This is a genomic window from Kitasatospora sp. NPDC015120 (assembly GCF_043080305.1).
Classification (GTDB): domain Bacteria; phylum Actinomycetota; class Actinomycetes; order Streptomycetales; family Streptomycetaceae; genus Kitasatospora.
Window position 1 is genome coordinate 1 of sequence record NZ_JBIBVJ010000022.1, and the last position, 24,706, is coordinate 24,706.

At 76.2% G+C, this 24,706-nt stretch carries 21 protein-coding genes, 1 pseudogene and 1 riboswitch; of the genes and pseudogenes, 9 read left to right on the plus strand and 13 right to left on the minus strand.

The features are described from left to right. Positions 1-170: 170 nt before the first annotated feature. From ACF1AK_RS30910 to sigJ, 3 genes are all read right to left on the minus strand, one after another. Positions 171-1,568, minus strand: coding sequence for a hypothetical protein (locus ACF1AK_RS30910; protein WP_391502157.1), 1,398 nt, complete (start codon positions 1,566-1,568; stop codon positions 171-173). Positions 1,569-2,213: 645 nt separating this feature from the next. Then, positions 2,214-3,374, minus strand: coding sequence for a serine hydrolase domain-containing protein (locus ACF1AK_RS30915; RefSeq protein WP_391502158.1), 1,161 nt, complete (start codon positions 3,372-3,374; stop codon positions 2,214-2,216). Between the two features lie 83 nt (positions 3,375-3,457). Continuing rightward, positions 3,458-4,381, minus strand: coding sequence for an RNA polymerase sigma factor SigJ (sigJ, locus tag ACF1AK_RS30920; RefSeq protein WP_391502159.1), 924 nt, complete (start codon positions 4,379-4,381; stop codon positions 3,458-3,460). A 109-nt stretch (positions 4,382-4,490) separates the two neighbouring features. Between sigJ and ACF1AK_RS30925 the strand changes: the two genes are divergently transcribed. Next, positions 4,491-4,886, plus strand: coding sequence for a hypothetical protein (locus ACF1AK_RS30925; RefSeq protein WP_391502160.1), 396 nt, complete (start codon positions 4,491-4,493; stop codon positions 4,884-4,886). 79 nt (positions 4,887-4,965) lie between these two features. Here ACF1AK_RS30925 and ACF1AK_RS30930 read toward each other — a convergent pair whose 3' ends face one another. Further along, positions 4,966-5,802, minus strand: coding sequence for an SDR family oxidoreductase (locus tag ACF1AK_RS30930; protein WP_391502161.1), 837 nt, complete (start codon positions 5,800-5,802; stop codon positions 4,966-4,968). A 127-nt stretch (positions 5,803-5,929) separates the two neighbouring features. Here ACF1AK_RS30930 and ACF1AK_RS30935 point away from each other — a divergent pair. Further along, positions 5,930-6,139 (plus strand): annotated as a pseudogene (locus ACF1AK_RS30935) (TetR/AcrR family transcriptional regulator); the annotation flags it as partial. 332 nt (positions 6,140-6,471) lie between these two features. On the opposite strand, the gene ACF1AK_RS30940 reads toward ACF1AK_RS30935, so the two are convergent. Continuing rightward, a complete protein-coding gene (locus ACF1AK_RS30940; protein ID WP_391502162.1) occupies positions 6,472-7,404 on the minus strand; it encodes an arylamine N-acetyltransferase in 933 nt (310 codons plus the stop codon). Between the two features lie 307 nt (positions 7,405-7,711). Here ACF1AK_RS30940 and ACF1AK_RS30945 point away from each other — a divergent pair, with 307 nt between their 5' ends. From ACF1AK_RS30945 to ACF1AK_RS30965, 5 genes are all read left to right on the plus strand, one after another. Continuing rightward, entirely contained in the window at positions 7,712-8,242 is a 531-nt protein-coding gene (locus tag ACF1AK_RS30945) for a hypothetical protein (protein ID WP_391502163.1), read from the plus strand. A gap of 82 nt (positions 8,243-8,324) precedes the next feature. Further along, the gene (locus ACF1AK_RS30950) at positions 8,325-9,014 is read left to right on the plus strand and encodes a class F sortase (RefSeq protein ID WP_391502164.1); all 690 of its coding nucleotides are present in this window, start codon (positions 8,325-8,327) and stop codon (positions 9,012-9,014) included. Between the two features lie 118 nt (positions 9,015-9,132). Next, on the plus strand, positions 9,133-10,095 hold the full coding sequence (locus tag ACF1AK_RS30955; protein WP_391502165.1) for a hypothetical protein: 963 nt from the start codon (positions 9,133-9,135) through the stop codon (positions 10,093-10,095). Further along, positions 10,092-10,886: a response regulator gene (locus ACF1AK_RS30960; protein WP_391502166.1), complete on the plus strand. Its 795-nt coding sequence runs from the start codon at positions 10,092-10,094 to the stop codon at positions 10,884-10,886. Before ACF1AK_RS30955 ends, ACF1AK_RS30960 begins: the two co-directional genes overlap by 4 nt. Continuing rightward, positions 10,883-12,127, plus strand: coding sequence for a sensor histidine kinase (locus tag ACF1AK_RS30965; protein ID WP_391502167.1), 1,245 nt, complete (start codon positions 10,883-10,885; stop codon positions 12,125-12,127). Before ACF1AK_RS30960 ends, ACF1AK_RS30965 begins: the two co-directional genes overlap by 4 nt. 96 nt (positions 12,128-12,223) lie before the next feature. On the opposite strand, the gene ACF1AK_RS30970 is transcribed toward ACF1AK_RS30965, so the two are convergent. Continuing rightward, positions 12,224-13,438: an FAD-dependent monooxygenase gene (locus tag ACF1AK_RS30970; RefSeq protein WP_391502168.1), complete on the minus strand. Its 1,215-nt coding sequence runs from the start codon at positions 13,436-13,438 to the stop codon at positions 12,224-12,226. A 114-nt stretch (positions 13,439-13,552) separates the two neighbouring features. On the opposite strand from ACF1AK_RS30970, the gene ACF1AK_RS30975 reads away from it, so the two are divergent. Further along, the gene (locus ACF1AK_RS30975; protein ID WP_391502169.1) at positions 13,553-14,149 is read left to right on the plus strand and encodes a TetR/AcrR family transcriptional regulator; all 597 of its coding nucleotides are present in this window, start codon (positions 13,553-13,555) and stop codon (positions 14,147-14,149) included. Here the strand turns inward: ACF1AK_RS30975 and ACF1AK_RS30980 are convergent. Then, entirely contained in the window at positions 14,146-14,778 is a 633-nt protein-coding gene (locus ACF1AK_RS30980) for a TetR family transcriptional regulator (protein WP_391502170.1), read from the minus strand. The genes ACF1AK_RS30975 and ACF1AK_RS30980 overlap by 4 nt on opposite strands. Positions 14,779-14,858: 80 nt before the next feature. Between ACF1AK_RS30980 and ACF1AK_RS30985 the strand changes: the two genes are divergently transcribed. After that, the gene (locus ACF1AK_RS30985; protein WP_391502171.1) at positions 14,859-15,833 is read left to right on the plus strand and encodes an oxidoreductase; all 975 of its coding nucleotides are present in this window, start codon (positions 14,859-14,861) and stop codon (positions 15,831-15,833) included. A 241-nt stretch (positions 15,834-16,074) separates the two neighbouring features. Here the strand turns inward: ACF1AK_RS30985 and ACF1AK_RS30990 are convergent, their stop codons facing one another. The 6 genes from ACF1AK_RS30990 to ACF1AK_RS31015 form a co-directional block, all read right to left on the minus strand. Then, a complete protein-coding gene (locus tag ACF1AK_RS30990; RefSeq protein ID WP_391502172.1) occupies positions 16,075-17,550 on the minus strand; it encodes a M6 family metalloprotease domain-containing protein in 1,476 nt (491 codons plus the stop codon). 237 nt (positions 17,551-17,787) lie between these two features. Then, positions 17,788-19,176, minus strand: coding sequence for a cobyrinate a,c-diamide synthase (locus tag ACF1AK_RS30995; RefSeq protein WP_391502173.1), 1,389 nt, complete (start codon positions 19,174-19,176; stop codon positions 17,788-17,790). A gap of 21 nt (positions 19,177-19,197) precedes the next feature. Further along, positions 19,198-19,803, minus strand: a complete 606-nt coding sequence (gene cobO / locus ACF1AK_RS31000; protein WP_391502174.1) for a cob(I)yrinic acid a,c-diamide adenosyltransferase — start codon at positions 19,801-19,803, stop codon at positions 19,198-19,200. A 6-nt stretch (positions 19,804-19,809) separates the two neighbouring features. Continuing rightward, positions 19,810-21,918 carry a putative cobaltochelatase gene (locus ACF1AK_RS31005; protein WP_391502175.1) on the minus strand — a complete coding sequence of 703 codons (2,109 nt, stop codon included), beginning with the start codon at positions 21,916-21,918 and terminating at the stop codon, positions 19,810-19,812. Continuing rightward, positions 21,911-23,428 carry a cobyric acid synthase gene (locus tag ACF1AK_RS31010; protein ID WP_391502176.1) on the minus strand — a complete coding sequence of 506 codons (1,518 nt, stop codon included), beginning with the start codon at positions 23,426-23,428 and terminating at the stop codon, positions 21,911-21,913. The genes ACF1AK_RS31005 and ACF1AK_RS31010 overlap by 8 nt, the downstream gene beginning before the upstream one ends. After that, on the minus strand, positions 23,425-24,411 hold the full coding sequence (locus tag ACF1AK_RS31015; RefSeq protein WP_391502177.1) for a cobalamin biosynthesis protein: 987 nt from the start codon (positions 24,409-24,411) through the stop codon (positions 23,425-23,427). Before ACF1AK_RS31015 ends, ACF1AK_RS31010 begins: the two co-directional genes overlap by 4 nt. 33 nt (positions 24,412-24,444) lie before the next feature. Then, positions 24,445-24,657: riboswitch (cobalamin riboswitch) on the minus strand. Between the last annotated feature and the right edge of the window lie 49 nt (positions 24,658-24,706).

Consider the following 24,706-nt stretch of genomic DNA (forward strand, 5'->3'; position numbering starts at 1 on the left):
GACCCCCGACCAGCACCGCCGCACCACCCACGCCCTCACCGCCCTCACCCGCGGCATCCACCTCCCCTTCCTCCTCCGCGGCACCCCCGCCGAATGACCCGAACCGAAAGCAGCACACCCCGGGGCCCGGAACCGGCTGGTTCCGGGCCCCGGGGTCCGTCTGCTCGGGGTTAGTTGGTCTGGTAGCGCGCGGCGGTGAAGTCGAAACCGGGCGTGAGGTCGGGCTTGGTCACGGTGGCGGTCCCGGCCGTGACCAGGCGGTTGCCGGAGTCGAGGGCGACGCCACGGGCGGACGCGCCGCCGGTGCCGAACGAGGTGGTGACGATGCCCGACGCGCCCCAGCTGGTGTCGAGGAGCCCGTTGGAGGTGTAGCGGATCACGGTCTGCACACCGGTGTTGGGGTCGAGCGGGAAGGGCGAGATCTCGCCGCTCTCGCCGGCCGCGTAGATCTTGCCGGAGGGGCCGATGGCCACGGAGCGGGCCTCGTCGCCGAGGAGGGTGACCTTGGTGGTGGTCTTGCCGAGGGTGCCGAACGTGGTGTTGAGGCTGCCGTCGGCGTTCAGCTCGGTCAGGCCGAAGGCGCCGGCCCCGATGATGTTGAACGGGTCGGGCGACTGCGCGAGCCCGGCGAGGACGATCTTGCCGTTGTTGCCGCCGTTGGTCAGGGCGAGGCTGAAGGCGAGGTCGGACAGCAGCCCGAAGGAGACGTTGGTGGAGCCGCCGGTGCCGAAGGTGGTGTCCAGGCTGCCGTCGGGGTTGAACCGGGCGGCGAGGAAGTTGTCCACGCTGGTCAGCGCATTGACGGAGAACCCGCCGGCGACGAGCTTGCCGTCGTTGCGCTGGGCCAGGCCGAAGAAGTGGCTGGTGGTTCCGAGCTGCAGCGTGGTGAGACCGAGGCCGCCGCCGAAGGTGGAGTCCAGGGTGCCGTTGGAGTTCAGGCGCACCAGCAGGGCGTTGGGTCCGGCCGCGCCGGCGCCGACGATCTTTCCGTCGGGCTGGACGACCAGGCTGCGGATGCCGTCGCCGAGGCCGCCGGAGACGTTGAGCAGGACCTTGCCGCCGGTGCCGAAGCCGGTGTCCAGGGTTCCGTCGGTGTTCAGCCGCGCGATCGCGACGCTGGCGGTCTGCTCGTTCGGTCCGGCGAGCCCCGCGACGACGATCTTTCCGTCGGAGGGCTGGATCGCCACGGCCCGGGCGAAGTTGGTGTTGGGCGGCGCGAGGAACGAGAAGGCGACGGTCCCGGGGACGGTGCTGGACGGCCCGAAGGTGGTGTCCAGGCTGCCGTCGGTGTTGTACCGGGCCAGGGCGAACTGGGCGTTGCCGCCCGCGCCGGGCAGGTTGAGGCCCGCGCGCCCGGCGGTGACGATCTTCCCGTCGGAGGGCTGGATCACCAGGGCGTTGCCGATGTCGGGGAGCGAGGGGGTGCCGCCGAAGTCGGTGGTCACCTTGCCGCCGGTGCCGAAGGTGGTGTCCAGCGCCCCGGGGGTGGCACTGGCGGGGACGGCGGTGACGAGGGCGAGGGCGACGCCGGTCGCGGCGGCGAGGCGGCGCGCGCTGATCATGCGCATGACAGACTCCTCTTTCGCTGAGGGGGAGGCCGGGCAGTGCCCGGGAAGTGGTGGGTGCCCACGGGCGCGCTCCGTTTGCGCGCATGCCCGAGCGGGCCGGAGGGAAGGATCGGTGTGGGAACGTCTGGCCGCATGACGGCATCGATGGATGCGGTGTGCGGGCCAGGAGGGGCACGCCGTACGGAGGGTGGCGGATCCGTCCGGGAGTCAGGCGGCGGTCGGACGCCTGCCCGGGTCACACGGGGCCGCTCCCCGTTGGCATATGCCGGAGGTTCAGGCCGACGACCGGTCCTGCGGAACCGGCCGCGTCGCCATCGTGGCCCACCGGCGCACGCCGGGGCAAGGTTTTCCGTCCGCAAGCTCGCGTCGGCCCGGAAACGGCGGGCGGGCGGGGGTTGATCGAACTCCCGTACGGCTCGGTGACCATGTATGACCAGCGGATTCGTCGCGGACGGACCGCGTCGGCCGGGCCTTCCTTTGCCAGCGCGCGGCCCCTGCTCGCGCGCCCCCCGGCGTACGCCCCCTGGCGCCGCACACGCCGGGAGCGGGACGTCGCGCCCGCCGGACTCGCGTGCCGGGACTGGACTGCGGCCCCTCGCGCAGCGGAGCGCGAGGGGCCGGGACGGCGGTCGGAACGGGCGCCGCTCAGCGGCAGAACTCGGCCTCCGCGAGGGCGCGTTCGCCCTCCACCCAGTCCGCGTTGGTGTTGAACGCGGCCACGTGCCGGCCGTCGCGGGTGGCCAGGGCCACCGTCGACGAGCCGTGGATGGTGCCGGTGTGGCCCCAGACGACGGCCCCGCAGTGGAGCTTCACGCTGCCGATGCCCAGCCCGGGCCCGCCGGCGGCCGGGATCATCTCGTCCAGCTCGGCCCGCGGCAGCAGCCACCCCCGCATCAGGGCGGAGTAGAAGCGCGTCAGATCGGCGGTGGTGGAGATCATCTCCCCGGCCGCCCCGCCCCACGAGGGGTTGAGCTCGGTGGTCTCCAGCGGCGTCGGCGAGCCGCCGAACAGCGTGGAGTAGCCGAGCGCGTGCGGCCGGGGCAGGCCGGCGGCGGTGCCGGGCAGGGTCGTCGCGGAGAGGCCGAGCGGCCGGATGATCCGCCGCTCGATCTCCTCGCCGTACGAGCGGCCGGTCACCTTGGTGATGATCATCCCGGCCAGCAGGTAGTTGGTGTTGGAGTACGCGCGGGACGTGCCCGGCGGGAACAGCGGCGGGTGGGCGAGTGCCGTGCGCACCAGGTCCTCGGGCCGGTAGGTGTCATAGCGGTGGAGCAGGAAGTCCGGGCTCGCCAGCCGCTGGATCATCGCCGGATCCTCGTCGAAGGAGAACAGCCCGCTGGTGTGCCCCAGCAGTTGGCGCACCGTGATCGCCGAGCCGTCGTTCCCGTTGCCCCGCACCACACCGGGCAGCCACCGCTCCACCGGGTCGTCCAGGCCGAGCCGTCCCTCGGCCCGGAGCTGGAGCACCACGGTGGCGGTGAAGGTCTTCGTCAGGCTGCCGATCCGGAACCGCTCCCGGGGCGACCGGGGCCGCCCGGTCGCGGTGTCGGCCGCCCCGACGGCCGCCGACCAGCTGTCGTCGCCCTCCCGGACACCGGCTATCGTCCCGGGCAGGCCCTCGGCCCGGACGAGTTCCGCCATCGCCGCCCGCGTCGCCCCGTGGGCGCCGTCGCCGTGCCCCCCGTGTCCGCCACCGGCGCCGGCCGCCGCGGCCGACGCCACCGTGCCCGAGGTCACGCTCATCGTCACCGCGACGGCCACCGCCACCGCACCGGATCCGCGCCGAAGCGCCCCCTGCCGAGCCATGCCGACCTCCCGAAGGTCCGAATCATCGCCCGCCCCCCGCTGACCGGGCCAACGGCCGGACCGCGCAGGGTGGTTCCCGCCGTTCAGCAGGTGCCCGCGGACGCCGCCCAGCGGCCCAGCTTCTCCGGGTTGCGGACCGCCCAGATCCGGCTGATCCGGCCGTCCACGAGATCGAGGGCGGCCACCGTCGCGGTGACGCCGTCGCGTTGGGCGACCAGGCCGGGACGGCCGTTGACGGTGCGCTCCAGGAGGGTGAGGCCCGGTGCCCGCTCGGCCATCAGGACGAGGTACCGGGCGATGTTCGCGCCGCCCTCGACCGGCCGGAGCACCGCGCCGACCAGGCCGCCGCCGTCGGCGACCATCGTGGCGGCGGGGTCGAGCAGACCGACCAGCGCCTCGATGTCCTTGGACTCCCAGGCCTGCCTGAACCGCCGTACCACACCGGCCTGGTGGGCCTGCCCGGGGTCGGGCGCCGGGGCGGCGCCGACCCGTCGGCGGCCCGAGGAGGCGAGCTGACGGCAGGCGGCGGGCGTCCGGTCGACGATCGCCGCGATCTCGGGGAACGGGTAGCGGAAGACGTCGTGCAGGACGAACACCACGCGCTCGGCCGGCGTCATCGACTCCAGCACGACCAGGAAGGCCATGCCCACCGACTCGTCCAGGGTGATCCGGTCGGCCGGGTCGGCGGAGCCGCCCCCGGAGCCGCCGGGCCACTCGGTGCGGTCCGGCAGCGGCTCGGGCAGCCACTCCCCGACGTAGCGCTCGCGCCGGACCCGTGCCGAGCCGAGCACGTCCAGGCAGACCCGGCTGACCACCGTCGTCAGCCAGGCACCCGGTGCCGCCACCGCCCGCCGCCGCGCCGCGGACAGCGCGTACCAGCGAGCGTAGGCCTCCTGCACGGCGTCCTCCGCGTCGCCCGGCGAACCGAGCATCCGGTAGGCGAGGTTGATCAGCCGGCGCCGCTCGGCGAGGGCCGCGTCCGTGGGCCGTCCGTCCCCGGTGTCCATGCCGGTCCCCCCGCTCGTGCCCGCCCGCCTCACACTTCGCGGGCCCGTTTCGTCGAATCACCGGGACACTACCGATCCACCGCCGCGAGGCAGGAAGAGGGACCGCACCATGGCCATCCCGGGCAACGCCGTCGAACGCCGCAGCTTCACCTTCCCGCAGGTCGCGGTCGCCCTGCAGACCCTGGCGATCCTCTTCCAGGCGGGCACCGCGGGCCTGCTGCTCTCCACGACGTACGGCGAGACGCTGCACGGCGTCGGGGCGCGGGTGATGTACGGGGCCTCGATGCTCTACCTGCTGGCCGCGGTCCTGGCCTGGCGGCCCGGCGGCGGCCCGGCACGGCCGGTGCTCCACGCCACCGGGTTCCTGGTGCTCGCCTCGGTCCAGGTGGTGCTGGGCATCGCCCATGCGCCGGCGGCGCACGTGCCCCTGGGCGTGCTGATGTTCGGCCTGAGCGTGCTCGACCTGGGCCGCAGCCTGTCCGCCGCCGCGCGCCGCGGGCGGTAGCGGCGGCCGGCGGGCGGGTGGTGCCGGCGGGCGGGGCCGGGGAGGGACCGCTCCCGGCCCGGCCGCCGCCCGCGCCGGCTCAGGAGGTCAGCGCGGTGGGCTGGGCGTCGGGGCGTACCGCCGCGTCGGTGCCGCCGTCCACGAACAGCGTGGCGCCGGTGGTGAAGCGGGCCTCGGGCCGCAGGAACTGGTGCACCCAGAAGGCGATGTCCTCGGGGCGGCCGAAGACGCCCAGCGGCATGGGGGTGGGGAAGTCGTCGGCGTCCGGCTCCTCGCCCGCGCCGGTGGACCCGAGCATCAGCGGGGTGATCACCGCGCCGGGCGCGATGGCGTTCAGCAGCACGCCCTCGCGGGCCCACGCCGGGGTGACGGCCGTCCGGCGCACCCAGCGGGCCAGGGCGAACTTGGAGGTGGCGTAGGCGGAGATGCTCGGCGCACCCCCGGCGGCCCGCGCCGCCTCGGCGGGCAGCGCGGCCAGGGCCGCACGGGCGTGCTCGCGGGCCGCGTCCTCGTCGCCGGAGAGCAGCAGCCCGACCAGCGTCCCGTCGATCATCGGGACGGTGGTGGAGGAGTTGGAGCCGATCACCACGGCGCGCCCCGCGGAGGAGCGGGCGAGCGCCGGGCGCAGGCCCTCCAGCAGTTCGACCGGGCCGAAGTAGTTGATGGAGGCCACCGCGGCGGGGTCCTTCATCGCGGGGCCGACGCCGGCCACCGCGGCCACGCCGTCCAGGAGCCCGCCGGAGGCGTCCAGGATCCCCCGGACGGCGGAGCGGCGGCCCTCGGCGGTGCCGAGGTCGGCGGTGACGTCGGCGTCATGGAGGTCGACGCCGATGACGGTGTGGCCGGCCTCCCGGAGGACGGCGGCGCTGGCGGCGCCCATTCCCGAAGCGGAGCCGGTGACGGCGTAGATACCCATGGTGCGAGCCTCTCGATCACTGTGCGCAGGGAGCGCGCGGACTGGCGGGCGACGTTCCGAACACCTGCCAATCGGATTTCAATCACTGATTGGATGGTAACCCGGACTCCTGTGGTGCAATGGCGGCATGCCGGACGGAACAGCTCAGGACCAGAACCCGACCCCGGACGGCGCCCCGCCCCGGGACGCCGCCCCCACCCGGGACCGGCTGCTCGCGGCCGCCGAGCGGCTCTTCCTCCAGCGCGGTGCGGGCCAGGTCTCGGTGCGCGCGATCAACGCGGAGGCCGGCCTCAACCCGGGCGCGGTCCACTACCACTTCGGCTCCCGCGAGGGCCTGGTCACGGCGCTGCTCGGGCGCGAGCTGTGGCCGCTCTGGCAGGGGCGGCTGGAAGCGGCCACCCTGAGCGCCGGGACGACGGGGCCCGAGCAGGTGCGGACCCTCGTCACGGCCGTGGCCGCACCGTTCGACGAACTGGTGCGCACCGAGCGCGGCCGGATGCTGTGCCGCCTGCTCGCCCAGACCATGCTCACCGCCGACCGGCCGCTCAGCGGCTCGCCGTGGGCGGGCACCGCCCCGTTCGAGGTCGTCCTCGGCCGGGCCCTGCCGGACCTGTCCGTCCGCGAGATCACCGACCGCTGGCGGCTCGCGTTCACCACCCTCCTGGAGGCCTACGGGCGGCCGCTCGCCGCCGAGGCGGACTCCGCCGCGGAGCCGTCGTTCCCCGAACTGTCCACCGTGGTCGCGTTCCTGACGGCCGGCCTGACCGCGCCCGGAGCGGCGGGGGGCTGATCCGTTCCGGACCGGACGTCCGGCGGCGCGGTGATGCCGAACTCGGCCCCCAGGACGGCGCGGATCTCCTCCGCGCCGTCGAGCTCCCGCACCGTCACGGCGCCGTCGTGCGCGGTGCGGGTGAGCCTGGCGCCGTCGAGGGCGAGGTGGCCGGCGGGGAGGGTCCGCTGCACGAAGAGGCGGCGGAACGGCGAGCGCGGGTGGGTGGCGACGTGCCAGTTGGCCATGCCGATGTCGGGCGCGAGCGCCGGGTCGAGGGTGAACGCCACCAGCTCCCGCCACGCGTCGTCCTTGCGGATCTGCAGCACCCACACCCGGACGGGGCCGTCCGTCTCCTCCAGGACCAGCCGGTGCCGGCGGCCCCGGCCGTCCCGGACCGGGCCGGCGACCAGCGGCAGCGGCTCCAGCAGCGCGTCCGCCGACCCGAACCCGACGTCGGCCAGGTGGCGCCGCCCGCCCTCCCCGGGCACCCGGACGACCAGCACCAGGTGGGTGCGCGGCCGGACCTCCCCGGGCCGGGCGCCGGCCCGGACCCGGCCGGTGTGGCGGACGACGCCGTAGCCCAGCTGCTCCAGCACGGCGGCGAACAGCGTGTTCTGCTCGAAGCAGTAGCCGCCGCGCCCGCCCGTGACGATCTTGGCCTCCAGATCGGGGACCTCCAGCGACGGCACGGTGCCGGCCACCACGTCGACGTTCTCGAACGGGACGGCCAGCACGTGCGCGTACTGGAGCCCCCGGAGCGTGGCCAGGGTGGGCGCCCGCCCGCCGTCCCACCCGATCCGCGCGAAGTACTTGTCGAGGTCGACGCTCATACCGCCACCGTACGGAGCGAGCGGCGCCCGGGCCACGGGCTGCGGTGCGGCTCGCGGTGGACCGTGCGGCGTACGACCCGGCGGAGCCGCCGTCGCACCGGCGCGCCGGTCCCCTTCGCGCCGGTACCCGGGCCGGGTCCGCCTCCTGCGCGCCGGGGGAACCCGGCCCGCCGGAGTCGTTACGCAGCCGATGAGCCGCTGTGACACGACCGGCCGGGGACCGCGACACGGGCTTTCTACCGTCGCTCTCGACGCACCGGCCACACCGGGCCGGCCACCGCGTCACCAGGACGAATGGAGAGTTCGCATGGCCACGCGCACCACCAGGAACCGTGCCGTTCTGCGGCTGACGGCCGTCTGCGCCATGACCGGCGCCGCACTGCTGACCGCCGTCACGGGCGGCCAGGCCTGGGCCGACGGCGGCCCCGCCCCCGCCCCGGCGGTCACCTCGGCCACCCCCACCGCCAAGGCCCCGGCCCCGGCCGGCGGCACCGGCAGCGGCGCCGCCCAGCCGGCCCCGGCCCCGCCGACCGCCGTCCCGTCGCCCGTCGTCTCCGCGGTCCCGACGATCTCGCCGGTGCCGAAGAACGCCACCCGCCCGGCCGCTCCGCTGCCGTCGCTCACCCGCGAGGCCGAGGCCGGCGCGCCCGCCCCCGCCCCGGCCTCGGGGCAGCCGCAGGTCCGTGAGGTGCCCAAGGGCGCCGCCCAGGCCGGTGACGGCTCCACCGCCGAGGACTCCTCCGGTCTGCAGCTGATCGGCGGCGGCGCCGTCGCCGCCATCGGCGCCGGGGCGCTCGGCTTCGCCGTGCTGCGCCGCCGCTCCGGTGCGCGCGGCTGACGACGGCCACCGGGGCGGGCGTCGCCGCGGGCGGCGGCGCGCCCGGCACGGCGGGCCGCGGCCGGGCGGGCTGAACCGCGGCGTGTTCGGGGCGGCCGGGCTGCTCTGCCTGGCGCTCGGCGCGACCGTCGCGCTCTCGGACCCGCGGGAGCCCCCGGTGGTCCGGGTGGAGACCTCGGCCCGTCAGGGCGCGGGCGGCGCGGACGGGGGCGGCGCGGCACCGGTCGCACCGGCGACGGCCCCCGCCGCCGACGGCACGGGAGCCGCGGCCACCGGCACGGGAACCGCCGCGCCGCGCCCGTTCGCGGCCTCGCCGCCGACCCGCCTGCTCGTCCCGGCGGCCGGCGTCGACGCCCCGGTGACCGGCCTCGGCCTGAACGCCGACGGCACCGTCGAGGTGCCGGCCGCGGACCGCGCCGGTGAGGTCGGCTGGTACCGCAACGGCCCGACCCCGGGGGAGACCGGGCCCGCCGTCCTGATCGGTCACTACGACACCGCGCACGGCCCGGCGGTCTTCCGGGGGCTGCCGAAGCTGCGGGCGGGGGACCGGATCCAGGTGCGGCGGGAGGACGGCAGCACGGTGGACTTCCGGGTCCGCGAGCTGGTCCAGGCCGCCAAGGACGCCTTCCCCACCGAGCTGGTGTACGGGAACACGGCGGCGCCCGCGCTGCGCCTGATCACCTGCGGAGGCCGGATCGGCACCGACGGCCACTGGACGGACAACATCATCGTCCTCGCGGACCTGGCCGGACCGGCCCCTTCCGCCGGCTGACCGGGCTGCGGCTACGCTGCCCGGACGGCACCCGCCGGGGAACCGGCGGGTGCCGTCCGGGCGACCTACCGACCGGACACGAACCGACACCACCGCGGACCAGGAGGGCCACCGGAGGATGAGCACCGCCCCGCGTCGCGCACCCGCCCCCCTCCTCGCCGTGCTCGCCGCCGCGCCGCTCGCCCTCGCGGTCGGCTGCGGCGCCCCCGGCGAGCTGCGCGACCACGGCGCGGCCGAGGCCGTCGCGCGCCCGCCGGCCCGGATGCCGCTCTGGCCGGGCCAGGACACCGCCCCGTCGCCGGAGCCCGCGGGGCCCCGCACCCCGGAGCCGGCGCCGCAGCCGGTCCCGGACCTGACCGTCCCCGGGCAGGACGTCGCGACGGTGGACGTCCGCACGCTGCTGGCCAAGGACCCCGGGGTGAGCCAGGACGAGCGGCGGGCCCTCGACCCCTGCACCGGCTGCGAGATCCGCCCCGCCGAGCACCGCGACCTGACCGGTGACGGACGGCCCGAGCTGCTGGTCGTCGTCGGCCTCGTCGACACCGACGTGCTGCACGTCTACACCGCCGCCGCCGACCGGCTGCTGCCCGTGCTGCGGGTGCAGCTGCTGAAACGGTTCGGCGCCGAGACGCTCGGCACCGACCTGCTGCTGTACGAGTCCACCACCAGCTGGTCCCGGACCATCCGCCGCTACAGCTGGGACGGCGCGCGGCTCGTCCTGGCCGAGCAGAAGGTCGAGGGCGTCGGGCCGGTCCAGGAGCCCGAGCCGACGCCGAGCACCACCCCCGGGGAGCGGCCGAACCTCCGCCCGGGCACGGGCGCCACCCCCGCCCCCTGGCCGAGCGTGCCGGTGGTCCGCCGACCCGACGGCTCCGAGCCGGGCTCGGGTTCGGGCGCGGGTGCCCCGACGGCCACGCCCGTGCCCGCCCCCAGGGTGCCGCAGCCCGGTCAGCCCCGTCCGGTCGTCCCCACGGCCGCGCCCACCGCGCAGCAGCCCCTCACTCAGCAGCCCGCCGCCCCCTCGCCCGCCGCCCAGCAGCCCACCGCGCAGCCGCCCGCCCGCTCGGAGACCACGCCATGAACCCCACGGCACCCAGCCACCCCCGCATCCTCATCGTCGAGGACGACGAGGTGATCCGGGAGGCCACCCGGATGGCCCTGGAGCGCTACGGCTTCCCGGTGTCCACGGCCGCCGACGGGCTGGAGGGGCTGGAGATGTTCCACGCCGTGCGGCCCGACCTGGTGCTGCTCGACGTGATGCTGCCGCTGCTCGACGGGGTCGGCCTGTGCCGGCGGATCCGGGAGGAGAGCCAGCTGCCGATCCTCATGATGTCGGCGCGCACCGACCCGGTCGACGTGGTGTCCGGCCTGGAGGCGGGCGCGGACGACTACGTCGTCAAGCCGTTCGAGAGCGCCGTGCTGGTCGCCCGGATCCGCACCGTGCTGCGCCGCATCCGGGTCGTCCCGGCCGCGTCCGTGCCCGCACCCTCACCCTCACCCTCACCCGCTCCCGCCGGACCCGCCGCGCCGGAACCCGCCGGGCCCGTCGCACCCGGCCCCGCCGCACCCGAACCCCGCACACCCGTCCGCAGCTTCGACGGCCTGGAGGTGGACACCGACTCCATGGAGGTCCGCGTGCACGGCCGGCTCGTCCCGCTCACCCCCACCGAGCTGCGCCTCCTGCTGGAGTTCACCGCCGCGCCCGGCATCGTGCTGGAGCGCGCCGTGCTGCTGGAACGGGTCTGGGACTACGAGTGGGGCGCCGACACCCGGGTCGTCGACGTCCATGTGCAGCGGCTGCGCGCCAAGATCGGCGGCGGGCGGATCGAGACCGTCCGCGGCTTCGGCTACAAGCTGCGGCGCCCCGAATGACGCTGCGCCGACAGATCGCCACCGCCGTCGCCGCCATCTCCGTCCTGGTCGCCGTGGCGGTCGGCCTGCTCGTCCACCAGGCGATGGTCCGCCAGCACGTCGGCCAGGCGCGCGATTCGGCGCTCACCGCGCTGGACGCGGCGCTCGGCGCCTACGGGCGCGGCGAGGACGTGGCCGCCGGCGGCCGCCACGCCGCGCTGGACGACCCGGGGCTGCCCGTACGGCTGCGCACCCTCGCGGCCGGCGGCCGGCGCGGCTCGCTGCTCGCCGAGGGGCCCGAGGGCGAGTCGGTGTGGGCGGCGAGCGCCGTCCGCGACGGGGTGCTCTCGGTGCGGATCGACTTCGCCCAGGACCGGCGGGCGATCGCCGACCTGGACCGGATCATCCTGATCACCGTCGCCGCCTCCGTCTTCACCACCGTGCTGGTCGGGGTGCTGGTCGCGGACCGGATCAGCCGGCGGCTGCGCACGGCGGCGACGGCGGCCCGCGGCATCGCCTCCGGGCGCACCGACACCCGGATCGGCGAACTCGTCGACGGCCGGGACGAGGTGGCCGACCTCGCGGCGGCGGTGGACCTGATGTCCCGGGAGCTGCACCGGCGGCTGGAGGACGAGCAGCGGTTCACCGCGGACGTCGCCCATGAGCTGCGCACCCCGCTGACCGGGCTGGTCACGGCCGCCGAACTGCTGCCCCCGGGGCGGCCCACCCAGCTGGTGCAGAACCGGGTGCAGGCGCTGCGCGCGCTGGTCGAGGACCTCCTGGAGGTCTCCCGGCTGGACGCCGACGCCGAACTGCCCGACCTCTCGGCGGTGCCGCTGGAACGGGCGGTGCGCCGCACCGTCGCGCTGACCGGCCTGGACGTGACGGTCGAGGTGGCGGCCGACGCGTCCGTCCGCACCGACCTGCGCCGGCTCGACCGCATCCTCGGCAACCTGATCCTCAACGCCGACCGCCACGGCGGCGGCACCATCCTGCTGCGCGTCGACGGCCACCGGATCACCGTCCGCGACCACGGTCCCGGCTTCCCCGGGGAACTCCTGCGCGACGGCCCGCAGCGCTTCCGCACCAGCGTCCGCGAACGCGGCAGGGGCCACGGCCTCGGCCTCACCATCGCCCAGGGCCACGCCCGCGTCATCGGCGCCACCCTCGCCTTCGCCAACCACCCCGCCGGCGGCGCGCTGGCCACCCTCACCCTCCCTCCGGCCGACGAGGAGTTCGGCGGCGAATCACCCCCGCGGTGACATGTCGGTCGGGTCCGAAAGAATCTTCCGCGAGGAGGCCCGACGTACCCGGGGGGCGGTTCCGCGACCGGCGGAGCCGCCCCCGTCCCGTTCCCGTCAATCGGCCTGGGGACGGGCGGGCTTCGGCGGGTGCCAGTCGTAGGCGGCGGCGGCCCGGCCGAGCAGGACGCGGTCGGGGAGGAGGCCGGCGGCGGTGAGCGCGAGGTCGCGGGCGAGGACGGTCAGCGGCGAGCGGCGGGCGACCAGGGCGCCGACGGCGCGGGAGCCGTCGACGACCGCGGTGGCGCGCGGGAGGCGGGCGGCGGTGTAGGCGGGCAGGCCGGCGGCCGGGTCCTCGCCGGGGCGGACACCGGCGGCCAGCACGACCGCGTCCTCGACGGCCTGGCAGGCGCCCTGGCCCTGGAAGGGGCACATGGCGTGGGCGGCGTCGCCGAGCAGGGCGACCCGGCCGCGGTGGTAGGCGGGGAGCGGTTCGGCGAGCTCCCGGACGTCGTGGCGCAGCACCCCGGCCGGGTCGAGGGAGGCGAGGAGTTCGGGGACGGGCGCGCACCAGTCGCCGTAGCGGCGCAGGAGTTCGGCGCGTTCGTCGCCGTCGGCGGCCCGGTCGCCCTCCGGGGCGAGGGCGGCGCCGTAGACGTACACCCGGCCGTCGGCGAGCGGGACGACGCCGGCGAGGCGGCCGCGGCCCCAGACCTCCCCGGCGGCGAACGGCGGGCGCGGCGGGCGGTCGGTCACGGAGCGCCAGGTGGTGAAACCGGAGTAGCGCGGGCCGGGGTGGCCGGGGAAGAGCAGGCCCCGGGTGGCGGAGTGGATGCCGTCGGCGCCGACGACCAGGGCGGCCCGCTGCTCGCCCTCGGCGGTGCGGACGACGGCGGGGGTGCGGGCGTCGCCGGGGTCGACGAGTTCGGCCGGCGAGCCGGTGCGGACGGTGCCGGCGGGAAGCGCCTCGACGAGGGCGTCGACGACGGCGGCGCGGGCGACGGCGATCAGCTTCTCGCCGAAGAAGGCCTCGACGGCGTCGGTGCCGGTGCGGGCCAGCCAGCGGCCGGAGGGGCGGCGGATGCCGACGGCGGGGTGCGGGGCGGCGAGGGCGCGCAGGCGCTCGCCGACACCGAGCAGGTCCAGGGCGCGCAGGGCGTTGGGGGCGAGGGCGAGTCCGGCACCGACGGGTTCGAGCGAGGCGGCGCGTTCGTGGACGGTGACCGGGACGCCCTGGCGGTGGAGGGCGAGCGCGGCGGCGAGGCCGCCGATCCCGCCCCCGATGACGACGGCGTGCGGGGACGACGGCTCCGGCAGGTCGCGGTGGTCCATGGAGGCTCCTCTCGGACGCCGGAACTACACCTGTAGTTCCGGGTGCGGCTCCGACCGTACTACAGCTGTAGTGAGAATTGGGCGGCGGCCCGGGGAGCGGCGATGATCGGACCCATGACCAGCAGCGCCGCGCCCGCCGGCCCCCAGCGCCAGACCCTGATCGCCGACACCGCCGTCGCGCTGATCGCCGAGCGCGGCCTGCGCGGGCTCACCCACCGCGCCGTCGACGAGGCGGCCGGCCTGCCGACCGGCTCCACCTCCAACCTGGCTCGCACCCGGGCGGCGCTGCTGGAGCTGGCGATCACCCGGATCGCGGAACTGGAGTCCCCGGGCTTCGCGGCGACGCTGCGCACACCCACGCCGGGGCACGCCCGCGAACTGCTCGCCCAGCTCGCCGCCGACGCCGTCCACCAGGCGCTCACCACCGGCCGCACGCTCACCGTGGCCCGCTTCGAGCTGGCCCTCGAAGCCACCCGGCGCCCCGAACTGCGCGCCGTCTACGACCGCCTGGGCGCGGGCTTCCTCGCCCTCGCGACCGCGCTGCTGACCCAGTGCGGCTCGCACGCGCCCGAGGCGGACGCCCGCCGGCTGGTCCGCTGGGCCGACGGCGTGCTCTTCAACGTCACCGCCGGCAGCGGCGCCGGCCGCGTCCCCGACCCGGCCGAACTCGGCGCCGAGGTCTCCTGCTACCTCGCCGCACTGCTCGGCTAGGCCGTGCCGCCCCGGGTCCCGGCGGGCGGGGCGTCCAGGGCCGGGGCGAGGAGGGCGAAGGCCTCGGCGGTGAGCGCGGCCGGGTCGGCGGCGCCGTCGCTCTCGCTCCACCGCTCCAGCACCGCGCCGAAGGCGGTGAGCGCCATTCCGGCGGCGAGCCGGGGGTAGAGGTCGACGGCCGGGTCGCGGTCCAGCCGGCGGGCCAGCCCGGCCGACAGCTCCGCGCGCCACTCGGCCTGCCGCTCCAGGAAGCGGGCGTGCAGGGCGGGGGTGCGCAGGATCAGCCGGACGGCGCGCAGCGCCCGGTCGCCGTGCTCGCCGCAGGCGGCCAGGGGCGCCGAGACGGCGTGCCGCAGGGCGGCCGAGGGCGGCTCGGCGGCGGGACGGGCGGCCAGTTCGGCGGCGATGCCGGTGCCCAGGTCCGCCAGGAACCGGACGATCACGTCCTCCTTGGACGCGAAGTAGCGGAAGAAGGTCCGCTTGGACACCCCGGCGCCGGCCGCGATCTCGTCCACGGTGACGGCGTCGAAGCCCTGGGTGCCGAGCAGCCGGAAGGCGGCCTCGGTCAGCTCGTCGACGACGAGTTGGCGCTTGCGCTGGGCCAGGCTGACGGCGGGTCGGGAGGTCACCCGACGATGGTAACGCCATGCCGGAAGTGTCACCAAGGAGCACCTTGACACCGAGTGACACGAACGGCAGCATCTGCCACATGAAGCCTTCGGAGACAACAGGCGGCGGGGCGGGCTGGAACGCCGGGCGGATCCCGGACCAGCGGGGGCGGGTGTTCGTGGTCACCGGCGCGAACAGCGGGCTGGGCCTGGCCACCGCCCGGGCGCTGGCCGGACGCGGGGCGCGGGTGGTCCTGGCGGTCCGCGACGAGCGGCGGGGGCGCGAGGCCGCCGCCCGGATCGCCGCGGAGCTGGCGGACCCCGGCGCCGACGAGCGCCTGGAGGTCCGCCTCCTCGACCTGGCCGACCTCGACGCCGTCCGGGCGTTCGCCGGCCGGTTGCGCGCCGACCACCCCCGGCTGGACGTCCTGGTCAACAACGCGGGCGTGTTCGCCCCGCCCCGGACGCTCAGCCCGCAGGGCCACGAACGGCAGTTCGCCGTCAACCACCTCGGCCACTTCGCCCTCACCGGCCTGCTGCTCGACGCCCTCGCCGCCGGGCGCGACCCGCGCGTGGTGACCGTCAGCTCGCTCAACCACCGCAAGGGCCGGATCCGCTTCGACGACCTCGACGGCGCGCGCGGCTACGCGCCGATGGCCTTCTACGACCAGTCCAAGCTCGCCAACGCGCTCTTCGGCCGGGAGCTGCACCGCCGGCTGGCGGCGGCCGGAAGCCCGGTGCGCAGCCTGCTCGCCCACCCCGGCTACACCGCCACCGGCCTGCAGACCGGCGGCCCGACCGGCCTCACCCGGCTGCTCTTCGGGCGGCTGCTCAGACCGCTCGCCCAGCGCCCCGCGGACGGCGCCCTGCCGCAGCTCTACGCGGCGACCGAACCGGCCGCGCGCGGCGGGGAGTTCATCGGCCCGGACGGCCGGGGCGAACTGCGCGGCGCGCCGACCCGGGTCCGGCTCGCGCCGACGGCGCAGGACGCCGCGGCGGCCCGGCGGCTCTGGGCGCTCTCGGAGGAGCTGACCGGCGTGCGGTTCGGCCTCGCCGAGACCCCCGACGCCGCCTGACGGTCCGAACGCTGCGGGCCCGGAAGCCGCCTGACGGGCCGTCGGGGACGCCGGGCGGGTGGCCGGACAGGCCGGAACGCCGCCGCTGCCCGGTCCGGCCTCACCAATCCGCGCCGGGCACGGCTCCACCGGAGCCACCGCTGGAGCCGTGCGGCGTGGCGGGCAGGGCGGCGATCGGCATGTCCGTCCGCGGGGTTCCCGACGGCCCGTCGGTGCGGGCGCTCCCCGCGGCGGGACGGCCTCACTCGATGGTCACGCTCACCTCCATCTGGCTCGCCCCGGGCGTGCCGGCGACGTCGAGGGTGACCCCGCTCCAGGTGCCGCCGGGCTCGTCCAGCGCCGGGTGGGTGTGCTCACCGATGCTGGTGTTGCCGAGCGCCGGGTAGAGGTCGGTGTCGTCACCGCGGTTGCCCTGGCCGAAGATCTTCGCCAGGTCGCGCCGGCCGTCGGCCTGCATCAGCTCGATGGCGAGGTGTTTCTCGTCGTTGACGTTGTCGATGCTCTCGTCCACCACGTAGGCGGCGATGCCCTGGTCCGGCAGGAACGCGTCCTGCCCGCTCTGGCGCCGGTACTCGACGATGATGTACTGGGTGGGGGTCATCCGCGGGCTGCGGACGAACAGGATGTCGCCGCCCTCGGCGACCGGGCGCAGTGTGATGTCCTTGGTGGTGGTGTCGATGTTCTGCGGCGTGGTCCAGCCCTGGAACATCCGCAGCATGCCGTTCGGGAAGACCGGGGTGTCGCCCCCGTTGCCCCAGGAACCGGCCGCCATCAGGCAGTAGTTGCCGAGGCCGTTGGACTTGCTGAACTCGATGTCACCGGTGTCGTAGTAGTCGGCGTAGCCGCAGGCCAGGTGGCCCCACTCGTGGCAGCAGACGCCGACCTTGCAGTCCTCGGGGACGGTCAGGAAGGTCTGCACGGCCAGGCCGGGCGCGACCGTGGTGGGCTTCTCGTTGACCCACTTGGCGCTCCACAGGGCGTCCTTGACCTTGGCCGGGTCCTCCACGGCCTCGGCGCCGGTGCCCGCGTGGACGATGAACAGGGCGGTGACGTGGCCCGTGCCGAGGGCGTCGAGGTCCTTGGTGAACGTGACGCCCTGCTGGGTCGCGAGGGTGATGGCGTCGGCGGCCAGGCCCTGTTCGTTCCTCGGGGCGTTGCCCTGGCCGGACTGGTTGTCGGTGTAGAACGAGAGCGGGTGCGGCAGCCGGTACCAGCCGTGCACCTCGCCCTGGACGTCGATGCCGCCGGCGGTCGCGTCGTTCGGGTCGAAGCCGCTGACCAGCCGGTAGAAGTCGTGCATCGAGCCGGTGGCGAAGGTGCCGGAGCTGAAGAGCAGTTCCTCGAAGTGCGCGGGGGTGTGGGCGGGGTCGTGCGGCTGGTCGGGGAAGTCCACCAGCAGCACCATCGTGCGGACCACGCCCTTGAGCCTCTTGCTCGGACGGGTGATCAGCTGGGCGTCGGTGCTGGGACCGGGGCGGGTGGCGCCGTCGTCGAGACCGACGACGTTCTCGCCGCGCACCCGGGAGCGCCAGACGTAGTAGTACTGGCCGAAGGTGATGAACTTCGGGAGCCGGCGGGTCTCGATCAGGCGCAGGTACTCGTCGTGGAGCGCCTGGAGCGCGTCCGGCGACAGCGGCACCGGGCAGGCGTGGGGGTGGTGGGGGGTGGGGAGATCGGTGGAGGGGCTGGGACGCAGCGGGGTTAATGTGTAACGCATCGTGACGGCTCCTTCGAGCCTGCTCGCCCCGCCGGGGCGTGTACGGCGCCACAGGGGCGTGGTCGGCGCCCCGCCGAGTGGGCGGTCGCCGGCAATCGGTCGGCTCGCCGAGAGGTGGTCGGGTCTGGCCGGTCCCGGGTGTGAATGGGGCGATATGTGGTTGTCTGTCCCTATTTTGACGCTCCGCACAGTCGCCTGACCAGACCCGGGGGCCTGTCGGTTTCCGTGGGGTGCGGCTCAGCCGGCCCGGAACGCCGCGGCGGCCGCCGCGAAGGACGCGGCGAGCTGGGGGTATCCCGCCCAGTGCAGGTGCAGATACGAAGCGTGAACATTCTCGGCGCCCGCCGCGCCCGCGAATCCCTCGGTGCGCGGACCGGTCGGCAACCGCCAGCCCCAGGCGGGCCGTTCGCCGGCGCCCGGCTCGCAGACCGTCCGGTGGAACTCGTGCCCGCGCAGCCTGGCCCCGGCCGGGGCCAGCGGCGAGTCGTGCAGCGCCACGGCCTCCCGGTACCCGAGGGTCAGCCGCTCGGTCATCCGGGCCGAGGTGTCCAGCACCCCGCACATCGGCAGACCGTCCAACTCGCGCCCGAGGTAGAGCAGTCCGGCGCACTCGGCGGAGACCGGGCCGCCCGCGGCGGCGAACGCGGCGATCGCAGAGCGCAGTTGAGCGTTCGCACTGAGTTCCCGGACGTACAGCTCGGGGAACCCGCCGCCGATCACCAGGCCCGCCGTGCCCTCCGGCAGGCCGTCGGCGTGCAGCGGGTCGAAGGGCACCACCTCGGCGCCGGCGGCGGCCAGCAGCTCGGCGTTCTCGGCGTACGAGAAGGAGAACGCCGCGCCCCCGGCCACCGCGATCCGCGGCGCGCCGGGCCCGGGAAGCCGCCCGCCCGCCTCGGCCGCCGGATCCCACGGCTCGACGCCGGTCAGCGGCGGCGCCGTGCGGGCCAGCGCCAGCACCGCGTCGAGGTCCACCGAGCCGGCGACCAGTGCACCCATGTCCGCCACCGCCCGCAGCGCCTCCGCGGAGCGCTCCACGGCCGGGACCAGCCCCAGGTGCCGCGACGGCGTGGCGACCGCCGCCGAGCGCCCGACCGCGCCCAGCACCGGGACGCCCGAGCCCTCCTCCAGCGCCTCCCGCAGCAGCTGCTCGTGCCGGTCCGAGGCGACCCGGTTGAGGATCACCCCGGCCAGCCGCACCTGCGGGTCCCAGGAGGCGAAGCCGTGCACCAGCGCCGCCACCGACCGGGACTGCGAGGAGGCGTCCACCACCAGCACCACCGGCGCCCGCAGCAGCTTCGCCACGTGCGCGGTGGACGCCAGCTCGCCGCGGCCGGAGGCGCCGTCGAACAGCCCCATCACGCCCTCGACCACCGCGACGTCCGCCCCGGCCGCGCCGTGCAGCAGCAGCGGGGCGATCCGCTCCGGCCCGCACATGAACGCGTCCAGGTTGCGGCCCGGCCGCCCGGCGGCCAGCCCGTGGTAGCCCGGGTCGATGTAGTCCGGGCCGACCTTGTGCGGCGAGACGGCCAGCCCGCGCGCGGTCAGCGCGGCGATCAGGCCGGTGGCGATGGTGGTCTTGCCGGCGCCCGAGGAGGGCGCCGCGACGACGAGACGGGGGATGTCCATGCGGCTCTCAGTGCTCTCCGGCTACCACTCGATGCCGCGCTGGCCCTTGCGGCCGGCGTCCATCGGGTGCTTGACCTTGGTCATCTCGGTGACCAGGTCGGCGAACGCGGTCAGCGCCTCCGGTGCGTACCGGCCGGTGATGACGACATGCTGGCTGCCCGGGCGGTCCTTCAGCACGGCCACCACCTCCTCCGGGTCGACCCAGCCCCAGTGCATCGGGTAGGTGAACTCGTCCAGCACGTAGAAGCGGTAGGTCTGCGCGGCGAGGTCGCGCTTGACCTGCTCCCAGCCCTCCTTGGCCGCCGCCTCGCTGTCCATCTCCATCGCGCCGGTGCGCTGGATCCACGACCAGCCGGACCCCATCTTGTGCCAGTCGACGGTGCCGCCCTCGCCGGAGGCGCCGAGCACCCGCAGCGCGTTCTCCTCGCCCACCTTCCACTTGGCGGACTTCACGAACTGGAACACCCCGACCGGCCAGCCCTGGTTCCAGGCGCGCAGCGCCATCCCGAAGGCGGCGGTGGACTTGCCCTTCCCGGGCCCGGTGTGCACGGCGGTGATCGGCAGGGTACGACGCTGACGGGTCGTCAGGCCGTCGTCGGGGACGCTCTCGGGGACACCCTTGGGCATGTCGGCTCAGGCCGCCTTTCGCGCTGCGTTGGTGGTCGGACGGTTCTCGCGGACGAGCGAGGCGACGCCGTCGGCGCGCAGCTCGTCCAGGGTCACGGTGGTGGCCCGCAGCCGGCCGGCCAGGGTGCGCGCCAGGCCGAGCCGGACGGGGCCGGACTCGCAGTCCAGCACCACGCCCGCCACGCCCTGCGCGGCCAGCAGCCCGGCCGCCCGGTGCGACTGCGCGACGGCGTCCCGGCCGCCGCCGGTGGCCCGCCCGTCGGTCACCACGACCAGCAGCGGGCGGCGGTCCGGGTCGCGCAGCCGCTCGACCCGCAGCACCTCGTGGGCCCGCAGCAGGCCGGCCGCCAGCGGGGTGCGCCCGCCGGTGGGCAGCGACTCCAGCCGGGCCGCGCCGACCTCCACCGAGGAGGTGGGCGGCAGCGCCAGCTCGGCCGAGGCGCCCCGGAAGGTGATCATGCCGATCTTGTCGCGGCGCTGGTAGGCGTCCATCAGCAGCGACAGCACCGCGCCCTTGACGGCGGTCATCCGCTGCCGGGCCGCCATCGAACCGGAGGCGTCCACCACGAACAGCACCAGGTTGGACTCCCGGCCCTGGCGCACCTGCTCGCGGAAGTCGTCCTTGTGCAGCACCAGCGCGCGCGAGGACCGCCCGCGCGCCACCTGGTGCGGGGCGGCGGCGCGCAGCGTGGCGCTCAGGTGCAGCCGGGCGAGCCGGCCGCGCGGGCGGCGGGCCCGGACGGTGTGGCCGCCGTCGGTCTCGGCGGGGGAGCGGCGGCCCTGGGCGCCGCGCCCGGTGCCGTCCACCGCGAACAGCCGGGTGCGGTACGGGTCGCCGGCCGCGACCGGCGCCGACTCCCGGGCGGGGGAGGGGTGCTGGGCCGGGACGGGCTGCGGGGCGGCGCCGTCCGGCCCGTCGGCCGGGTCGGCCGGCTCCAGCGGCGGGCCGTCGGGGCCCGAGGGCTCCGGCGCGCGGCCGCCCCCACCGCCGTCGGGGCCGCCGTCCTGCGGGCCGTCGCCGTCCGGACCGCCTTCCGGGTCCGGGTCGTCCCCGGGGCCCTCGGCGTCCGCGGGCGCGGGCCGGGGCTGCGGCTCCTGCTCGGCGTGCTCCTCCAGCACCCGGTCGAGCTGCTCCTCGTCCAGCCCGGGCGCGTCGAAGGGGTTGCGCCGCCGGCGGTGCGGCAGCGCCAGCCGGGCGGCCGTGCGGACGTCCTCCGTCAGCACCTCGGTGCGCCCCGCCCAGGCGGCCAGCGCGACGGCGGTGCGCGCCATCACGATGTCCGCGCGCAGCCCGTCCACCTCGAACGCCGCGCAGACGGCGGTGATCTGGCGCAGCGCCGCGTCGGTCAGCTCCACCTGCGCCAGCAGGTCGCGCGCGGCGGTGATCCGGGCCGCCAGCGCGCGTTCGTCCTCGGCGAAGCGGGCGGCGAACGCGGCCGGGTCGGCGTCGTGGGCGAGCCGGCGGCGCACCACCTCGGCGCGCTCGGCCGGCTCCCGGGTCGCGGCGATCTCCACCGTCAGGCCGAACCGGTCGAGCAGCTGCGGCCGCAGCTCGCCCTCCTCCGGGTTCATCGTGCCGACCAGCAGGAAGCGCGCCGCGTGCCGCACCGAGACGCCCTCGCGCTCCACGTAGGAGCGGCCCATCGCGGCGGCGTCCAGCAACAGGTCCACCACGTGGTCCTGGAGCAGGTTCACCTCGTCGATGTAGAGCACGCCGCGGTGCGCCTGGGCGAGCAGGCCCGGCTCGTAGGCCTTGACGCCCTCGGCGAGCGCCCGCTCCAGGTCCAGCGAGCCGACGATGCGGTCCTCGGAGACGCCGACCGGCAGCTCGACCAGCCGGGCCGGGCGCTCGGAGGAGGACGGCGCGCCGGCGTGCGGGCCGTCCGGGCACTGCGGGTCCGGCGCCGCCGGATCGCAGGCGAAGCGGCAGCCGTCGAGGGTCGCGATGGACGGCAGCAGCCCGGCCAGCGCGCGCACCATGGTCGACTTGGCGGTGCCCTTCTCGCCGCGCACCAGCACCCCGCCGACGGCGGGGGAGACGGCGTTCAGCAACAGGCCGAGCCGCAGGTCGGCCATGCCGACGATCGCGGTGAACGGGTAACGGACGTCAGTCATGCATGCTCCCAGGGGCCCCGGGCGCAAGGAACGGCAGCGATCCGGCCGCCGGCACCCCGCCCTCGATCAGCTTCCACAACGCGTCGGTGTCCGCGTGCTCCTCGATCAGCTCGCCCAGCCGGTCCAGCCGGGCCTCCCGCGCGGCCGCGAAGGAGGTGTCCGGCGCGGGCACGAACGCCCGGCCGGCGGCCGCCGCGACCTCGCGCAGCAGCGCGCGCCGGAAGCCGTCGTTCTCCAGCGCGCCGTGCCAGGTGGTTCCCCACACCGAGCCCAGCCGACAGCCGTCCAGGAAGGGTGTCCCGCCCTCCACCGTGACGACGCCGTGATGGATCTCGTAGCCCTCGACCCGCTCCCCGTAGGCCTCGCCGACGGGCCGGCCGAGCACCTTCTCCGCGCCGAACCGCACCCGCGTCGGCAGCAGCCCGAGGCCGTCCACCGCGCCCGCCTTCGACTCGACCTCGTCCACGATCGAGTGCGCCAGCATCTGGTAGCCGCCGCAGACGCCGAGCAGCGGCTGCCCGGCCGCCGCCCGTGCCCTCAGCACCGGCTCCAGGCCGCGTTCGCGCAGCCAGGCGAGGTCCGCGACGGTGGCCCGGGTTCCGGGCAGCACGACGAGGTCGGCGTCGGCCAGCTCCTCCGGGCGGGTGGCCCAGCGGACCAGCACGCCGGGCTCCTGGGCGAGCGCGTCCAGGTCGGTGAAGTTGGACAGCCGGGGGAAGCGCAGCACGGCCACCCGCAGCACGTCCGCGCCGAGCGGGCCGCGCGCGGCGGTCCGGTCGACGACGGTGGACAGGTCGAGCGAGTCCTCGGCGTCCAGCCACAGGTCCGCCAGCATCGGCAGGGTGCCCAGCACCGGACGGCCGGTCAGCCCGCGCAGCATCTCCAGGCCCGGGGCGAGCAGCCGCGCGTCGCCGCGGAACTTGTTGACGAACCAGCCCGCCACATGCCGCTGGTCCTCGGCCGACAGCAGGGCCAGGGTCCCGTACATCGCCGCGAACACCCCGCCGCGGTCGATGTCGCCGACCACCACGACCGGCAGTCCGGCGGCGGTGGCCAGGCCCATGTTGGCGATGTCGCGGTCGCGCAGGTTGATCTCGGCGGGCGATCCCGCGCCCTCGCAGACCACCACGTCGAAGCGCCGGCGCAGGTCCGCCAGGCACTCCAGGGCGCGTTCCAGCAGCACCGGCTTGCGCTCGCGGTAGTCCAGCGCGCCGACCTCGGCGACCGGCCGGCCCAGCAGCACCACCTGGCTGCGGCCGTCGGCCCCGGGCTTGAGCAGCACCGGGTTCATCGCCGCCTCCGGCTCCACCCGGGCCGCCTGCGCCTGCATCGCCTGCGCGCGGCCGATCTCGGCGCCGTCGGCGGTGACGAAGGAGTTCAGCGACATGTTCTGCGCCTTGAACGGCGCGACGGCGACACCCTGCCGGGCCAGCCAGCGGCAGATGCCCGCGGTGACCACGCTCTTGCCGGCGTCCGAGGTCGTCCCGGCGACCAGCAGCGCCTTGCTCATGCCCCACTCCTCCGCATCCCGCCCAGGGCCGCCCGGAGCAGCAGGTGCCCGGCGACCGTCGTACCCAGCGCCAGCGCGCTCACCCGCCGGGAGAGCACACAGGCCCGTTCGATGTCGTCCACCCCGACCGGCCGCAGCTCCCCGCCCAGCACGGGGCGGTGCTCCACCCGTTCGCCGTAGCGCAGCGTCCCGCCGAGGCGCACGCCCACCGCGCCGGCGAACGCCGACTCGGCCTGCCCGGCGTTCGGGCTGGGGTGCGCCGAGCCGTCGCGCCGCCAGACCCGCCAGGCGGTGCGCGGTTCGGGGGCGGCGGCCACCGTGAGCAGCGCGGTCAGCCGCGCGCCGGGCCAGCCCGCCACGTCGTCCAGCCGCGCCGAGGCCCAGCCGAACCGGGCGTAGCGGGGCGAGCGGTGACCGACCATCGCGTCCAGGGTGTTCACCGCGCGGAACGCCAGCAGGCCGGGGGTGCCCGCGAGGCCGCCCCAGAGCAGGGCGTTGACCACGGCGTCGGCGGTGTTCTCGGCCACCGACTCGACGACCGCGCGGGCCAGCTGCTGCTCGTCCAGCGCGCTCGGATCGCGTCCGCACAGGTGCGGCAGCCGCTCCCGGGCCGCCGTCAGGTCACCGGCCGCCAGCGAACGGCCGATGGTGCGGGCCTCCCGGGTCAGCGAGGTGCCGCCGAGCACCGTCCAGGTCGCGGCGGCGGCGAGGGCGGCCCGGGCGGGCGGGCGGCGGGCCAGCAGCCGGTCGGCGGCGAGGGCGCCGGCCGCGACGGTGCCCACGGCCAGGGCGGTGAAGGCGGTTCCGGCGGCGCGGTGGTCGCGCCAGAGCAGGCGTTCCAGCCGGGCGGCGGCGGTGCCGAAGCCGGCCACCGGGTGGCCGCGGCGCGGGTCGGCGAACCGGGCGTCGGCCAGGTACCCGGCCACCGCGCCGGCGCCGAAGGCGGCGGCCCGGGTCAACGGGCGCACGGCAGGGCGCAGCATCGCGTGCGTGTCCTCACTCAGGGTCCGCGCCCTGGATCGACGAACCGGGGGCGAGAGTCTCCTGGCTTCCGGGTCGAACGCACCTCCCGGGCCTTCCAGCGGCTTCTGACGGCCCGCCGTGGCGTGTTCCGGTCGTGCTCCCCGGTGACAGTGGCGGGACCGCGCCGGACTCGCACCGGCTTCCTCTGCATGCCTCCGTATTGGCTGAAGGATCCCATCACGGGCCCGAACCGGGAGTCAACCGAGGTCGTCGGGGGTGTTGGTCACACGCCGGGCCGTCCCGCCGCGCCGCTGT

Bases quoted from the DNA above. Each gene is read 5' to 3' on its own strand.
- ACF1AK_RS30915 (WP_391502158.1), bottom strand. From the start codon at position 3,374: ATGGCTCGGCAGGGGGCGCTTCGGCGCGGATCCGGTGCGGTGGCGGTG.
- ACF1AK_RS30970 (WP_391502168.1), bottom strand. From the start codon at position 13,438: ATGGACCACCGCGACCTGCCGGAGCCGTCGTCCCCGCACGCCGTCGTC.
- ACF1AK_RS31015 (WP_391502177.1), bottom strand. From the start codon at position 24,411: ATGCTGCGCCCTGCCGTGCGCCCGTTGACCCGGGCCGCCGCCTTCGGC.
- ACF1AK_RS31010 (WP_391502176.1), bottom strand. From the start codon at position 23,428: ATGAGCAAGGCGCTGCTGGTCGCCGGGACGACCTCGGACGCCGGCAAG.
- cobO (WP_391502174.1), bottom strand. From the start codon at position 19,803: ATGCCCAAGGGTGTCCCCGAGAGCGTCCCCGACGACGGCCTGACGACC.
- ACF1AK_RS30965 (WP_391502167.1), top strand. From the start codon at position 10,883: ATGACGCTGCGCCGACAGATCGCCACCGCCGTCGCCGCCATCTCCGTC.
- ACF1AK_RS31005 (WP_391502175.1), bottom strand. From the start codon at position 21,918: ATGACTGACGTCCGTTACCCGTTCACCGCGATCGTCGGCATGGCCGAC.
- ACF1AK_RS30990 (WP_391502172.1), bottom strand. From the start codon at position 17,550: ATGCGTTACACATTAACCCCGCTGCGTCCCAGCCCCTCCACCGATCTC.
- ACF1AK_RS30940 (WP_391502162.1), bottom strand. From the start codon at position 7,404: ATGAGCGTCGACCTCGACAAGTACTTCGCGCGGATCGGGTGGGACGGC.
- ACF1AK_RS30955 (WP_391502165.1), top strand. From the start codon at position 9,133: ATGAGCACCGCCCCGCGTCGCGCACCCGCCCCCCTCCTCGCCGTGCTC.
- ACF1AK_RS30945 (WP_391502163.1), top strand. From the start codon at position 7,712: ATGGCCACGCGCACCACCAGGAACCGTGCCGTTCTGCGGCTGACGGCC.
- ACF1AK_RS30910 (WP_391502157.1), bottom strand. From the start codon at position 1,568: ATGCGCATGATCAGCGCGCGCCGCCTCGCCGCCGCGACCGGCGTCGCC.
- ACF1AK_RS30925 (WP_391502160.1), top strand. From the start codon at position 4,491: ATGGCCATCCCGGGCAACGCCGTCGAACGCCGCAGCTTCACCTTCCCG.
- ACF1AK_RS30995 (WP_391502173.1), bottom strand. From the start codon at position 19,176: ATGGACATCCCCCGTCTCGTCGTCGCGGCGCCCTCCTCGGGCGCCGGC.
- ACF1AK_RS30930 (WP_391502161.1), bottom strand. From the start codon at position 5,802: ATGGGTATCTACGCCGTCACCGGCTCCGCTTCGGGAATGGGCGCCGCC.
- ACF1AK_RS30985 (WP_391502171.1), top strand. From the start codon at position 14,859: ATGAAGCCTTCGGAGACAACAGGCGGCGGGGCGGGCTGGAACGCCGGG.
- ACF1AK_RS30960 (WP_391502166.1), top strand. From the start codon at position 10,092: ATGAACCCCACGGCACCCAGCCACCCCCGCATCCTCATCGTCGAGGAC.
- sigJ (WP_391502159.1), bottom strand. From the start codon at position 4,381: ATGGACACCGGGGACGGACGGCCCACGGACGCGGCCCTCGCCGAGCGG.
- ACF1AK_RS30975 (WP_391502169.1), top strand. From the start codon at position 13,553: ATGACCAGCAGCGCCGCGCCCGCCGGCCCCCAGCGCCAGACCCTGATC.